Genomic DNA, 15,200 nt, shown 5'->3' with positions numbered 1-15,200 from the left:
ATCCCCCTTTTTGAAGCTAAATATCTGGAAGTAATGACGCATCTATTCTATGAAGCTTATACTCATTATCTATGCAAGAATGATAATATCTTGCAGCATTTTTAATATACATTACATCTCCTAAAGTAAATCCCCCCATTAAATTAAGCTTTTCTATACCACTAGCTCTTTTTTCATGAACATAACCTATATTGTAACTTCTACCATCTCTATCTACATTGAATGCATATTTAATAAAATCGCTACTATAATCACCAAAAAAATATTTTTCCTCGTATTTATTTACATTATAATTCATAATATAGGCTTTTACAGTGGAGTTTTCCTCTAATATACCGTAGAGCCTTTTATACAATTCATCTTTGGATAATACACTATTATCTATAAGCTCTATAGATACATTAGCCCTTTCATTTAACTCATCCTCAAAGGATTTTGAGAACTCAGCTTCGCATAAAATGTATTTAGTGCAAACCTCACATAGTTTTTTAATAAATTTTTCTTTATCATTTATAGACTGATTTATATCCCCTAAAAAATTTTCCTTGAAATAAAAATCTTCGCCATAGCTCTCTGATAATTTATTTACTATTTTCTTAACTATAAGCGTGTAATATTCTTTTATGTTTTGTGCTATATATTCATTCTGCTCTTTAATATCATTATTTGTATAATCCTCAATACACTCCCTTATACTTTCAATATAATCAATTTTTTCCTCAAGTTCTTCATGAACACTAATAATAATATCTTCGCTTAATCTCAGGATACCTTGAGCTATCTTAAGTTTTAGTATGTACAGCTTATTTCCATAGACTCCTTTAAATAAGTCTTTTTTAATATCATCTAAAACAACATTTGAAGAAAATAAGCTTTTGAAAAGCGAAGGTACCTGGACCCTTTTACTATAAATTTCATTGATTTCCTGACTTATAGCTTCAATGCTTTTATCTATATCCACATATTTAAGCCTTATGTCTTGCAGAGCTTCTACTGGGTTCGTTAAACTATATGTTCCATATAACCCATATCTCTTATCTTCCATTAAAAGTTTGACAATGCCCCGTATTTCCTTGTTAAGACTTATGTTTTTTAATTTTTCATCAATAGCTTTTTCAAAATTATCGTTGAAGAAATGCTCACAACTATTCCCATAAAGCATTCCCTCAGCTTCCCTTAATGTGAGTTTTGCAAGTTTTGAAATTGAAATATTGGAACTTATAGTCATAAGCCCCCTCATGTCCTCTACCCCTTTTCCATGGGGTAGCATACCACTAGCTTTTAAAGCTAAATTTTCATCATCTAACATAAAAACTCTTAGCAAATTATCTTTGTTTTTATTTGAATACTGCTTTATTTTATTTGTTAGCTCATCATAAAATTGGTTTATAACCATAAGAGCAACTGTATTATTAGGCCTTTTGATTTTTGCAAGTCCTGCAGTAACTAAAGTAAAACTCCCATTCTCCTTCGAAATATTCTTTTTAAACCTAGCATTATCATAATATTGATTTTCCATATCATAATAAGTATCTATATTCACATTTCTGTTTTTTATAAGATTTATATAGGAAATAATTTCGTAATTATCTTGCAGGCTTCCACTAGAAACTATACCTTTTTCATTAGTATCGCTAAGCAAATATACTAAATCAAATATAGGTTTATTTTCGCTAATAACGGGTAGCTTTCTGTCACTTCCAAAAACCTCTATATCTTCTTTAAAAGTGAAATCACTTTTTTGCATATATGAAAGCTCCTTAAAAAAGCTAAAGGCTAAGGCGGCATCAAAAAATGCGTCCTTCTGGTTTTTTTCTAGGAGTAAAGCATAGAAATCTGCTAAAACAATTCTAAAATGCTGTGAAAGCTTACTTTTTATTAGTAAACTTATTTCCGGCACTAAAATATTCATAGCATCATCAGCTCTACTTACCACAGAAATGGTTACTCTCTCGAAGGAGCTAAAAAGTTTACCACAATCTAAAAGCTTGTTTTTCATCTTCATTATTTCTTCATTTAAAGCTATAAGTCCATTCTCACCTTTATAAAAATTATCACTTATATCATATCTAAGGGTTTTTTTATCTTCTATATCTATACCAGAAGCTGTAGCCTTAAAATTAAAAACATTTTCAGCTTCAAATTTTTCTTTATGGTATACATTAAAAAACATTATGCCTTTACTATTATCCCATTTTTTATTTACATCCTCATATACAGACTTTAATCCTTCATTACTCTTATCTCCAATAAAAACAAAAATCACTGGACTGCTGGCAATTTTCTGTTCATCTTCTCTGTATACTGTATTATCAGTGCTTAAACAATATCCCTGTGCATATTCTTTCAAGATATTTTCCATTTTAAACTCACCACCTTTTGGCATTAAGAGTTGAATTTTAAGCTATTCTAAATTCACCCTAATCTCTTTAAGTTTATCATAAGTATTAACATAGAAACTATACATATCCTGTCCATTCTCTATTTCATACCTTCTGTAATCTAACTCTTCAATAGCCTTACTATAATTTTCTATCATGCATTTTATTCTACTGTACAATGTAGTTGTTCCCTCTTCCATAGATAAATCCGCTAATCTTTTATCTGATTTAGCTTCAATAACATTCCTATGCTTTTCATCGATTTCACAATACTTATTATAAATCGAGAATTCAGCATATTGCTTTTGCTTCATTAGATTAACAAAAGGCTCTATTTCGGTCCTTTCATCTGCATCCTTGTCATACATATACACAATACCTTTTTTACAAATAGTTTCTGTATACATAGCTTGAATAAAGTTATCTAATAATTTGGTTTTTTTATCGTTATCGTAAATATTGCTTCCAAGCTTATTTATCTGCTGCTCTATAGCTTCATATTTTTCTATCTCAAAATTTAAAAGTTGAATTAATCTTGGACTTCTTATTAAATTTTCCTTTGCAACTGATTCATCTCTACTATCAAAAATATAATACATTTGCAGATCATAGTCCTCAATTTTTTCTAATTTATTCTGCATTAATTTTCTAAGTTCTCCAATACATTTCCTTATTTCAGCCATATTAGGGGTTTTTCCCTCTTCAATAGCTAAATCATAGTTTAATAAGAATTTCTCTATATTAAATTCCTTAGTGACAATAACTTTATACTGTGAATTTGTTATCTCAGATACTCGCTCTATACAGCCATAACTTACAGCTTTATCAAAAACCTGTCTTATTTCACTATTATATTTCTTGACTCTTTCATTATGATAACTAGTTCCCCAAGACTTTTCTGGAATAGGTGATGGTAAATATGTCCAGTTAGTTTCTCTTGTTTGAATAAGATGTCTTCCTATTCCCTCTTTAGTAAAAATAGATTCCTCATAAATTTTTTCATATTGTCTTATTGAGGTATAAGCATATAATGGTACTCCATTTTCTGTATTTAACCAAAATATTTTATTTGATACCTTACTTCTCTTAATATTTACAGAATGACCTAAGGTACTGCTTTCTTTATATTCCTTAATCCCTTTATATATTCTTGGAGTTTTAGCTGGAACTGACACCATATTCCAAGATGGGAAAATTAGCGAGCCACCTGCATCTTGAAGCTGAAATATTGGTATTGCATCCTCATCTAGTCTTGGTGCAATTTCCGTTTGAATTAATCTTTCAATAGATTTTTCTTCTCCATACTTCATGATTAAAAAATCTTCCATAGATTTTGTTATTATATCTCCAAATTCTTCTGATACAAAGTTTGATATAGAACCTACTATATCCATATGTTGCTCATCAATCCATTTTTGAGATTCCCCTAAAAGCTTATCTGTAAATCTTCTTATTAAATCATTTGTATCTTCATCACAAACCATCTTATCTATAGTTTTTACCACATCTGGTACATTAATAAGATTCCAATAATAGGTTTTCCCGCTATTAACTTGTACTTCTTCACCTTTAACAAGAATATTACCATCATCCTTAAGCACCTTATTTAATTCATTTAAAATTTCAGTGTAAACTTTATATATTTTATTGTTTAAATTGCTTATAATTTCAATAGCATTCTGATAGAATTCTATCATCTTCAAAGTTCTTTCTTCTTCTGTCCTTGCATAGTACTCTTCTATTTTAGCTTCAATATAATCATTTTTCTTTGATTCTTTTGTAAATAAAATAGTCTTCTTCGCTGCATCAAACTTATCTTGTGCATCCTCTCTAAGGTTTTTAATGTTATCTGGTAATCTTCTATGCTTTTCTATTAATGATTCTTTTATAATCTCTAGCGTTTTCACCATATTAAATCCTTCATTTGAAAATAACATCTTTGAAGCATAGAAGGGGCCCTTAGATGCATCTTTAAACATTCTATCTATCTGCTGATTTAATACTACAGATATTTCACCAGGGTATTGTCTTTTCACCTTCAAATACTCATCACAAATATCCCTTAAGTATTCACTAAGCTCTTCATCCATATTTACTGCTTCTTTTTTAATAACATTTGCAAACTCATACTTATCTCTGTTTTTATAACCTGAAATAGGTTGTCTACCTAAATTTTCACGTTCAAACCTTGCTTCTACGGCATCTTTGTCTAGTTTTACCATTCTAATAAATTGATCCACATCCTGCTCTGTTGGTGATTTTTCAAACATTACATCCATCTTTTCAAAAACTTTATATGCAAGATAAGTAGTTATTTCTTCAATAGGTAAAACTGCTGAGGATGCTCCTATAATGTTATATTTATAATTTGCAGAATAAGGCTTTTCCATATTCTTAATGTTTTGCTCAATGTTGCTTATGTAATCATGAATAGCAAACTCCTGTCCTGCTTGTCTTTCCTCACTAGCCATAAAATTCGTTATGTTTTCTGCCGTGACATTCATGCAGTAATCATAAGCATTACTTAATAGTTTACCCTCTTTATTTGTAGCAGAAATCAAGTGGCATAAATCAAAAGGTGGAGCCTGAGAATCAACTTCTAAAGCACTTTTATACTTCTGCTTAAATCTATCTCCCCTTTCTGAAATGTTCATTAAATAATCTAATTCTTTTAATGCAGCATATCCATTTTTCATAATATAGTTTCTCTCGTGCATTCCAAGACCCTTAGATATATTAACGTCTGGGGTAAACAAGTATCCTAAAATATTTACCCTATCTATGCCATAGCCACCAAATTTTCTTTCCATTATTCCTCGAACTATATATGCAATATCAAGAAAACATCCACTTCCTGTTCCACCAGAAATACCTGTAAGCATAAATACATATAGCTTTTCCTTACTATCCTTCATAATAGTATTTATTTTTTTCTCTATACTTTCAACAACTTCATTTATCTTTGTGAAAAGTAATAACCTTCCAGCCTGCCTAACCCCACAAGCGCCTTTCATTCCATCTGATATATTAAGCTCTGGCGATAACCACTCTGAGATACATGGATCCATAACTTTTCTATCGCTTAAAATAGCTCCAATTTCTGCATTAGATAACATAACCAATTCACTTTGAGGGTCTAGTCCAATGCCTTTGTACTTCTTATTTTTTTCCTGCATATTAGTTTCAAAGCCTAAAAATTCTATTTTATCAGGCTTCTCTTTTCTTACCTTTGTTAAGGAATCTTCAGGTAATTTAAACCTTCTATTTATTTGATATTTTAATCTTAACATTGCATCTATACCCGTACCACCAAGTCCTATGATAAGCATAGGATTTTCAATGGTATCTACACGTATTTTATCACTAATGATTCCCCCACCAGTCATTACGTTTAGTTCTTGTATATGCTCTCTTATATTTGCATTCATATTAATTTCCCTCGCTTTCAATTTTGAGTTCTAAACTTAAAAAACTAGTTACTATAGAACTCTAGAATTATACTTTTAGATGATTTATTTAAAATTACTACTATTCTTTCACCATTATACAACTTTGTCTTAATATCCTTTGATAAAACTCTACCAGATTTTTGAATACTGCACTGTGAATTATTTGCTATCTCAATGCTGTCATCATTCTTAAAGTGAAATTTCAAGTCCTGTACCTCTGAAAATTCCTCTTTAAGTCCCAGTACATCATAAAGACTAAATTTCCCATTGTAAGTATGCAAACTTCTATGTTGAGGCGCTGATACTTCACTAGTGTTTTCATCTCTAATTTGAAACATCACACGACCAAAGCCAGCTGCTTTATTTTTCTTTTTCAAAACTATCGCTATTACTATTATAATTGAGGCAATGATAGCGAGTACTGCAAAAACAATACCCAGTGTATTTTTTTTATTATCACTTTCCGCGGGTTTTTTAACTGCCGTATTATTAGAAGGTTTTACTGTAGTTCCTCCTCCAATTGACACAGGAGAAGTTTCTCTATAAAAACTCTTTCCATCCACCCTTATCTTAACTTCATATTTTTCATTATCTTGCAGCGTATATTTTCCACTAAATAAATGATTACTATTTTGAAGCTGAAATTCTTTAATATCTCCATTTTTTAAATTTTTAACTATTAGTTTAGCTTTCATATCTTTATAAAGCTCATTGTCATCAATAACTTTTCCATTGCCTAGAAAATAAGCTTCTATATTCATAACCTGGCCTATTTTAGGTGCCACTGGATTAAATTTAGCCTCTAGCTCAATATCATAATTAAAAATATAGCTAATATTTATTTTATCACCACTAACTCCCTTAACTTTGATTATCCAGTCTCCTTGCACCGGCTTTACTATTTTTAACATAGAATACTTACTCGAAGAAGTGAAAATTATATCCTTAGAAGGAATAGATATATCAACGCCCTTTGGATTTACTAATTTTACGGAAACAGGCTTATCCGACAGCATAGATACATTAGCTTCTAGTACATTATCATTAGGTATATTTAACTTTACCTCTTGAAATCCACCATTTGCTATGATACTTCCACCACTTTGAATATTGATTTTTGAATTATCCGCATAAATATCCGTTAATATCTGTGTAAGTTCTTCTGCCTTATTAGTTATATAAGTTTTGCCCTTAGTTTTACTTGATATACTTTGTAATTGTGCCTTATCTACAGTACCATCATAATTTAAGCCTATAGTATATATAGGGTACTCCTTACTTTTCGCAGTATTTGTAGCATCATTTAAATCCTTTAATGACTCACTCATACTTCTCTGTGGATCGTTTTTACCATCTGATAAAAGAATAATAATTGGTTTATGAGTGTCTTCATGACCGCTCTCCATAAGTTTTACAGCTTCTTTTATACCCATCCCTGTATCTGTTTTTTGTCCAAAGGGTATGCTGGTGGTCATTCTCTTTACACTATCTTTGTCATCCGCTGAGTTCATTTCGGCTAAATTATGCAATCTAATAATATTATCTGAATAAGCCACAAGCCCTACTTTATTTCCCGAAGTTCCACACATATCTAGAAACATTTTAATAGCTTCTGTTCTTATTTGCTCTGGATCACTGGTTTTCATTGATCCACTAACATCTAAAACAAAAATCACATCTAAATTTGAAACTCCAGCACTAGGCTTAGCCAAAACACTTAAGGTGCAGGATATTTGAAGTGTTAACACTATCATAAATGCTATTAATCTATTAACTTTTTTATTATGATTCATTTTGCTCAACTCCTTCTTAATCAAAGTCCAATGTAATAAAAAATCTATTTACAAATACTCTTATGTATTTTAGTATCCACCTGGCCTAAAATCCATTGAAATACTTCTGCTTCATGGTAGTTTGCTTTATTTTCACTTTGCTTTATCAAATTAAAATCATCTAGGAGAAAAAATTTATAATCACTGAAATTATTTTCTATTTTAGCTTTAAAATTTTCTTCAATATACCCATTAAAGCTTCTCTTAATCTGGTTATTAGTTATAACTGCTATTGGCTTATTAATTATTTCTCCAGGCTTAAGGCCAAAATTTTTTTGAAGATTTAAAATAAATATATCTAATATGCCATCTAAAGTTAAATTATTTTCGCCCTCTAAATTTACAAGCTCTTCACCATTAAATATAAATACTATTCCGTCATAATAGTTAAAGTATCTATACTTTTTCAAATTATCACTTAATGCCAAATTACGCTCATTAGTATTAAAAATATAAATTTGTCTTAAAGGTTTTTTTCTGTTTTTCCCCAAGAAGAACTTTTGAGTTTTTGGTGTTGATACATAGGCTTTAAAAGGTGATTTATCAAATTTCCATTCTATAGTATCAAGCATATTGTATGTGAAATTTGCTTTTATGGATGGGTTTGTTCCAATAATTGGTATGCATATTTTCTTCACTTTATTCATTTTAACTGCATTTTTACAATTTCCACAAAGGGTTTTTAACTTATTTTTTCCGTTTATTGCAGTTAGTGGCAAGTTATTACCACAACTGCACTTAAAATAAAAAATATGCTTAAAGGTAGGCATAAGAGCTGCATACCTGTTGCTGCAACTTGGACAGACATAATAGGGCATTGTTACTTTTTCATAGCATTCTTCACATATATCTGACAAATTCGCATTGATTAAATTTTTTTCTATAAAATATATAATTTTGAAGAAAATAAACTTAAGAGGGTAGACTATTGCTTTGTAAACAAATCTCATTATATCATTAAAAAACTCCAATCCCAGTCCTCCTTAGTGTAACTATGTTTTTCTATTTACGGATTAACTTATTTATTCCTCTTTGAACTATAGAAATTTCTCTGTTGCCATGAATTTTCTTACATATACTATCCCATGGAGTACGTATCATTGATTTATTTCTAGCGTAGCTCATCAGATAACTCATATAGCCTTCATATTTCTTCATTTCTCGCGTAGACTTATTACTTAAAATATTAATTGTTTTATTAGTAATATAATTAATTGTAGACTTTGAAAACTCATCTATATTTCTGAAAACATAAATTATAAAATTAAAAAACACTTCATATCCTTCTAGTTTGTTCTCATTTAAAAACTTTTTATAAACTTTCTCCTCATTTAATATGTCTTCTAAGGTTTTCAAAAGTAATTCATAATATATTTCTTCATATAATCCTAGGCAAATAGCATCAGTTATCCTTTGATAATCAACTTTTAAATCTTCATTTACTCCATTTATGTATATATTAGATAAATACCAAGATAAATATTTTCTGTATGTATGTCTGTCCATATAATCAAAGTCTAATTTAACTTTTCCACATACTGTTTTTATTACATTTGTTCCCTGCTGAAGATTCATCCCAAAATGAACAAGCTCCGTAATACCTGGCTTTGTTACAATATCTCCCATTCTTTTAAGGTTCTTTATATCTGGAATAATTATTGCAATTTCTTCTTCTGGATATACTGCTTCTAATTGCTTTTCAAAGTTACTTATTAAATTATATAATAAAGATTCATCTATAGTAGTTTTTAAGCAGTTATTTAATATAAATTTAAGAATTTCAAAGGATTCCTTTGAAATCTCCATACTATTTTCTAAATTGTTCAAGAATTCCATAGTAGCTTTGGAAAAATATTTTCTTTTATATCTAGGTGTTTTATTAAAAATGGAATCGCAATAATCCCAAAAATATTCACTCTTGTCTTGCGCATAATTAAGTTCATACACAAAATATCTAAATAATAGTTCTTCACCACCATCTATTTCACTCAAAATATTTCTAATTTTCAACTCCCAAGCTTCATCATTCTCTTGTTTTGCTTCCTTTAAAAGTTGCAATACTATTTTTTCTTTTTTACCATCTCCACTGACTAAAACATTTTTATGGCATATAACCATAAAATTTGCGAAATACTCCTCATTCTTGTAAATAGACTTAGTTATATATTTCATTTCATCTTTATTAAAAGTTAAAATATCAACACATCTATCAATAAATTTCACTAATGCAGTATTTTTAATTATGCTTTCCCAGCTTACAATATTGCATGTCCTATAGCTGTAAAATTCGAAGTTTCCAAAAAGTGTATATAAATAAAACTGAGCATGCCTTGCCTTTGCACCTTCCATATAGGTATAAAGTTCATCTAATCTATAAGAATCAAAGGAATAAGTTATAAACTCATCTATCTTATTACTATTTATTGCTCTTATTTTATCGTGTAATTCTATAATTTCTTCTAATTTAATATTTTCTCTATCTACCACCATAAAATAAAGAGCGTTAAAAAAGAATTCAAAAGCATTTTTTATATAAATTTCATTTTTTGTTTTAAGTGCTATATTAAATAAAAATTTTGAAATAACCTCTGCACTATGTAAATCTACTTCTCCACTTATTTTTTTAAGCATAGGTTCTATCTGTATAAAAAGTTGCTTAAATGTCTCTATAGAAGCATAGTTATTAACAAAGTCTATTCCCTTTATTATGCTATCTGTATCCATTTTTGCAATACCTTTTTTTATCATATTATAAAGATATAGACAATTATCAATTTCATCATCTAGTACATCATAGTCAAATTTATCTATAAAATCTATAAATGGTAGCAGACTGTCTTTTGATATTGAAAGCCCTACCTGTGCTAATTTGGAAAATTTGAAGTCATGATTAAAATCACTACTATATCCATTTATAAAATCAAATGCATTATACTTATAAATATTATTACAATCCTTAAAATTAATTTTAGTTCCTTCTCCTGATGTACCACAAATAGTGTAATTTGTATTTTCGCAATCATTGCTATAAGTAGTAAAAGTTAATAATTTAGACAGTTTTAAAGGAAGACACATTTGAGCCGCGGCTATCCAGTAAACATTATTTTCATTAGTATCACAAAAAATAATTTTCTTATGTTCTTTATGATACTCAATAACTGCATTCATCATATTTTTAAAACTTTTGCTCCTTTTTGTAGTAGAAGCTCCTTTTAGAAATTCAGAAACGCTCTCTAATGTGATAAATCTTCCTAAAGGTAGTTGCTGCAATACTTGCAAAGATTCTATTTGCTGAGCATTTTCTTCACCTTGGGTTAGCTGTTTTTTAAAAACCTCCGAGCCATATATCTGTATAGGATGAAAGGTCATCTCTCCCTTTTCAAACAATAAAACATGACAAAAGTAGTTTCCAAAGCGTCCACTATAGTCTTTTCCTGTATATTTAGCTTGGCATACTGCTTGTTTCCCATTTTCAAGAATAAAATAGGAAAAGGCCGTTGGAAACAATATATCTATTTCATCTTTAGTAGGTTGACTAGGAAGATTACTCGGTGGAATATACATACAGTAACTCTCTATTTCTTTTCTTTCAGCCTCTGTAATCCCCTCAGATACGGAATAGGTTTGAAAACCCATTCCAGAGGAAATCCCTTTTCTACATGAGGTATAATACAATTGCTGTATTTTCATAAAATATTAGCCTCACTTTCTCTTTTCTGATTTTATAAGCTTATGTTTCCAAAGTAACCATAAAAATGGATCTTCAACTCTATTAGGTCTTAAATTCTTAATACTATTACTATCAGGGCTACATCCTAAAGCAGTTAGCCCAAAATAAGCAAATTCCTTAAAATTTGAACTAAGCTGATTTGCAAAATTTTCTCCACCCCAACTTCTTACAAGTGATTCCATTGAACCATTTACATCCTCAAAATCTGCAATATTGAATTTTCCTGAACCTATATGTTTACTTGGGTAATTAATACAACTAGATGGATCTAGTAAGGACTCTACTGCATCCATTTTTGAAAATGCCACTGCCACTGGTATATCTATAAGTTGTGTCATTTTCTTATCTTTTGCACGTCTTATAAGGTTGGCTGTTCTTGAAAGCAAATCTTCAATTTCAGTGTTCTGCTCCGGCAATTGGGTTCCCTCTGGAAGAGAATCTCGTACATTAGTAAGCTGTAGTGGATCTAATAAAAAAATAATACCAGAAGAATTATATATATATTTATTTACCGACTTCATGGTGTCTTCTTCATTCAAATCCTCACCTGCAGTATCAAAAAACGCTATTGTAACCACATTACTAATTCTCTTGCTTTTTAAAAGACCACCAAAGATGCTGGTCTCTCTAAAAGCTAAAGTATATATAAGTGGCTGACTAACGGTTGCATCTGTCTTAGCCGAATGTGTAACCCTGATTATTTCTTTACTTCTAAATACCGGATAATAAAAATCATTACGATACCTTGTTATTGTAGCATCGTTAATGGCTTGCAGACTGCAATTAAATGCAGCACCAATTTCGTTCATTATTTTATCTATAAGCACTGCAATATAATGGCTCTTCCCTGCTTCCTTAGCACCTATTACTGCAAAAATCAAGTCTTTATATTCACCTATAGTGTAGGGAAGTTCTGCATTGCATGTAGGACAAACCTTCACATTTGTGCTCTCCCCGCATGAATCACAGAACATATCCTTTGGCATAATATTTTTCCCCTCATTAGAAGCTGGAACCATTACAATTTCTCTTTTCGCATTTTCACATTTATTTGGTTCATTTTTACATATAAAATTCACTTCGCTTAATTTATGTTCTGTAAAACAAAATGGGCATATATAAGTAGATTTTTTTAATAAGTTCATATTTCATGCCTCCTAGCAATTATCTCTAATAGATAACACTTATTTAAAATAAAGTTTTTCTCTAGCGGGAGATATTATCCTATATCTTATACTCTCTTTGTCATTCATAACAAATAGCTTTATGTACATATTGTTTTTTATAGACTCTACAGGAAATTCAAAAACAGATGGTCTATTTTTAGTTATTACCACCTCATTAAAAGTATATATATCATCACCATCTAATTTTTGAATCGGCATATTCCCTCTTTTACCTATCACCGTAATAGCTGGTAATTTGACTTCTCCCTCATCTTCCATACTAAACATAATTTCTGCTGACTTAATCTTGCCGAGTAAACTTCTTTTAATCTTCAAATTATAATATATTTCAATAGGTTTTTTGTTAACAATAAGACGACGTTTACCTTGTGAATAAAAAACCTTATCATTCATTTCCGCCATAACATAAATAGTGAAATAATAATTCCCTTCTGATATCCTGTCAATAACAAATGTTCCTGTATTTTCATCTTTTTCTCTTTTTATTACACTAGTAGCTGCCGATGAATCCTCAGCACTTTTAGGAAAGCTATCTCCTCTATAAACTACCTTAATCTTATTTGCTTTTTCTGGCCATTGCCATTGCAAGCACAATTGATTATGCTTAACTTCCCCCACTATAGCTGCTATATCTATTAACGTAGAATTTAATTCTTCTACAGTTTCTATTTGTATTTCATTTTCTGGTTCACTCTCTTGAATTTTATTTATTATGATTTGCTGGACTTGTTCTTCTTTTATTTCTTCACTCTCAGCTATCTCGCATTTTTCAAAGGACTCTTTTTGTAAATTAATTGGTTTTTCTTCAAACTGCTCTTCTATATTTACTTCCTCTATTAAATATTCATTATTATTAGTTATTTCAGCAATTTTTTCTCTTATTTCTTTTTCTGTTAATGAAGGAAAGGAGTCTACAAAGTTATTTATTTCTTCATTTGATAGTTCATCTTTTATAGAAAGAATTATCTCTATCTCCTCTTTTAGATCATTAATTTCTTTATACTTAATTTCCATGCTATTAGATTCAACTCCTTCATATTCTTTTACTAAAACATATTACCACTTAATTATATTCTACAGTAGATTACAATTTCCTCTGATTTATTCTATTTTTATGCAATTACCCATAAATTAGTGGTTATTATATTATTTACTAAGCCTCTTATTAATTATGATTTTAAAATTGATTTATTACAACCATTTTTCTCTTATATTTTGTAAATTTACTGATAATTTTAGCATTTTACTAAAGATTTCTTATATAATTCTACCTATGTTTCACCACTAAGAAAAAAACTCCTGAACTCTTCGAGCTCAGGAATTTTTTTTACTTTTTAGGTCCTTTGTTTTTTTGTTCCTTTTTGTCACTTTTCTTGCCCTTATTCTTAGTTGAAGCACCTTTACTTTTACCCTTATCTGGCATAATATATACCCCCTTATTTTGATATCCTTTTTGTTTTAGGTAACATAACAATTATTAATAGATATTCTCTTTGCTCTGCTTTTAATTATGTTACCTCAACTTTGTTCATGTTAAAAATAGTAGCTATTATAAAGAGTATGCTACAGATAATTAAAAATGCTATTGTATAAGAATAATTTTCTATAACATAGATAGAGGCCTTATTTTCATTTATCGAAACACTTTCTAACCATTTAAAGTTTAAAAGAACTTTGTCCAAAATACTTACCTGGTCACAAATTCTTTCTATATCACTCAAAATATGAGTGGATATAAAAACGGTGGTTCCTTCTGACTTCAAGTCTTTATTAAACTCTAATATTTCCATTCTTCCCTCAGGAAAAAGTTCATTTTATTATTGAAAATATTTATTATTTGCTATTAGAAAAAATATCCATTTTTAATTTTAAAAATTTTAAAATTATGTTATAATTTATATATAAATATATTATTCAACTAAAATTAAGGGAGGAGATTATTTGTTTATATTTATTAACATTATACTAGGTGTAATCTTGTCGGTTTTAACTATTATCTTCATAGTGAAAAAAATACTTGTTGGAATTGTGATTACGGACAGTGGGTTTATTATTTCAGTGCTTATCCTTCTTGGTGTGGTAGGACTATTCTGCTCACTATCTGCACTTTTAGGGGCGCACAGTATTGATGGGTTGGCAATAAGACTTAATACTGACAAAGTTATATCTGCGGAAGAAATTACCATGATTAAAGAAAATATATCAAAAGCAAAAACTAGCAATATTATTTCTCTTATAGTTGGCTATGTTGCATTAATTTTTAACCAGATTATATATACGATAATGGCAAAAAAAAATAAACAGGCCCAAGCGAAAGTTAAGAATCGTTGGGACTGGGGTAAACTGAATTAAAAACATTTACAAAAGACAAGTGACGATATTGATTTTAAGCGTCAGAACTATGTCTCTTTTTATTATTTAATAAAATCCGTGTCACTAATAGATATATAGGCAGATTAGCTGGCGTATCCATCAGTGCAAAAATTCCCCAAAGCCAATAATATTTTTCTTTACGTCTTCTTGCATCATAAAAAACCCATGCTCCTTGGAGTAGTAAGATAGGAATAACTATTGCTAACAGTATAATTAGTCCATTATTCGAAATCACCATTAAACTTCAC

10 protein-coding genes are annotated in these 15,200 nt (G+C 29.6%); 1 reads left to right on the top strand and 9 read right to left on the bottom strand.

Annotated elements, in window-relative coordinates:
* Positions 1–16 precede the first annotated feature (16 nt).
* The 8 genes from Ctaglu_RS09800 to Ctaglu_RS25760 form a co-directional block, all read right to left on the bottom strand.
* Positions 17–2,362: a hypothetical protein gene (locus tag Ctaglu_RS09800; RefSeq protein WP_125000690.1), complete on the bottom strand. Its 2,346-nt coding sequence runs from the start codon at positions 2,360–2,362 to the stop codon at positions 17–19.
* A gap of 42 nt (positions 2,363–2,404) precedes the next feature.
* The gene (locus Ctaglu_RS09795) at positions 2,405–5,809 is read right to left on the bottom strand and encodes a tubulin-like doman-containing protein (protein WP_125000686.1); all 3,405 of its coding nucleotides are present in this window, start codon (positions 5,807–5,809) and stop codon (positions 2,405–2,407) included.
* Positions 5,810–5,853: 44 nt separating this feature from the next.
* On the bottom strand, positions 5,854–7,623 hold the full coding sequence (locus Ctaglu_RS09790; protein ID WP_125000683.1) for a vWA domain-containing protein: 1,770 nt from the start codon (positions 7,621–7,623) through the stop codon (positions 5,854–5,856).
* 44 nt (positions 7,624–7,667) lie between these two features.
* A complete protein-coding gene (locus Ctaglu_RS09785) occupies positions 7,668–8,633 on the bottom strand; it encodes a hypothetical protein (protein WP_125000680.1) in 966 nt (321 codons plus the stop codon).
* Positions 8,634–8,664: 31 nt separating this feature from the next.
* Positions 8,665–11,352 (bottom strand): GAP1-N2 domain-containing protein, encoded by a 2,688-nt coding sequence (locus Ctaglu_RS09780; protein WP_125000677.1) that lies wholly within the window; start codon positions 11,350–11,352, stop codon positions 8,665–8,667.
* Positions 11,353–11,364: 12 nt separating this feature from the next.
* Positions 11,365–12,537 (bottom strand): hypothetical protein, encoded by a 1,173-nt coding sequence (locus Ctaglu_RS09775; protein ID WP_125000674.1) that lies wholly within the window; start codon positions 12,535–12,537, stop codon positions 11,365–11,367.
* A gap of 39 nt (positions 12,538–12,576) precedes the next feature.
* Positions 12,577–13,593, bottom strand: coding sequence for a hypothetical protein (locus Ctaglu_RS09770; RefSeq protein ID WP_125000671.1), 1,017 nt, complete (start codon positions 13,591–13,593; stop codon positions 12,577–12,579).
* Between the two features lie 494 nt (positions 13,594–14,087).
* Complete coding sequence (locus Ctaglu_RS25760; protein ID WP_207669459.1) at positions 14,088–14,369, bottom strand: hypothetical protein; 282 nt, start codon at positions 14,367–14,369, stop codon at positions 14,088–14,090.
* A gap of 151 nt (positions 14,370–14,520) precedes the next feature.
* On the opposite strand from Ctaglu_RS25760, the gene Ctaglu_RS09760 reads away from it, so the two are divergent.
* The gene (locus tag Ctaglu_RS09760) at positions 14,521–14,931 is read left to right on the top strand and encodes a hypothetical protein (protein ID WP_125000668.1); all 411 of its coding nucleotides are present in this window, start codon (positions 14,521–14,523) and stop codon (positions 14,929–14,931) included.
* Between the two features lie 34 nt (positions 14,932–14,965).
* Here the strand turns inward: Ctaglu_RS09760 and Ctaglu_RS09755 are convergent, their stop codons facing one another.
* Positions 14,966–15,190 carry a hypothetical protein gene (locus tag Ctaglu_RS09755; RefSeq protein ID WP_125000665.1) on the bottom strand — a complete coding sequence of 75 codons (225 nt, stop codon included), beginning with the start codon at positions 15,188–15,190 and terminating at the stop codon, positions 14,966–14,968.
* Positions 15,191–15,200: the final 10 nt, after the last annotated feature.

This window comes from Clostridium tagluense (assembly GCF_003865095.1).
GTDB lineage: Bacteria > Bacillota > Clostridia > Clostridiales > Clostridiaceae > Clostridium_AD > Clostridium_AD tagluense.
This window is presented reverse-complemented; position numbering and strand designations above follow the sequence as displayed.

What these genes read in the sequence shown, in the direction of transcription:
- Ctaglu_RS09775 (WP_125000674.1), bottom strand. Translation starts at nt 12,537, where the DNA reads ATGAACTTATTAAAAAAATCTACTTATATATGCCCATTTTGTTTTACA.
- Ctaglu_RS25760 (WP_207669459.1), bottom strand. Translation starts at nt 14,369, where the DNA reads ATGGAAATATTAGAGTTTAATAAAGACTTGAAGTCAGAAGGAACCACC.
- Ctaglu_RS09790 (WP_125000683.1), bottom strand. Translation starts at nt 7,623, where the DNA reads ATGAATCATAATAAAAAAGTTAATAGATTAATAGCATTTATGATAGTG.
- Ctaglu_RS09800 (WP_125000690.1), bottom strand. Translation starts at nt 2,362, where the DNA reads ATGGAAAATATCTTGAAAGAATATGCACAGGGATATTGTTTAAGCACT.
- Ctaglu_RS09755 (WP_125000665.1), bottom strand. Translation starts at nt 15,190, where the DNA reads ATGGTGATTTCGAATAATGGACTAATTATACTGTTAGCAATAGTTATT.
- Ctaglu_RS09795 (WP_125000686.1), bottom strand. Translation starts at nt 5,809, where the DNA reads ATGAATGCAAATATAAGAGAGCATATACAAGAACTAAACGTAATGACT.
- Ctaglu_RS09780 (WP_125000677.1), bottom strand. Translation starts at nt 11,352, where the DNA reads ATGAAAATACAGCAATTGTATTATACCTCATGTAGAAAAGGGATTTCC.
- Ctaglu_RS09770 (WP_125000671.1), bottom strand. Translation starts at nt 13,593, where the DNA reads ATGGAAATTAAGTATAAAGAAATTAATGATCTAAAAGAGGAGATAGAG.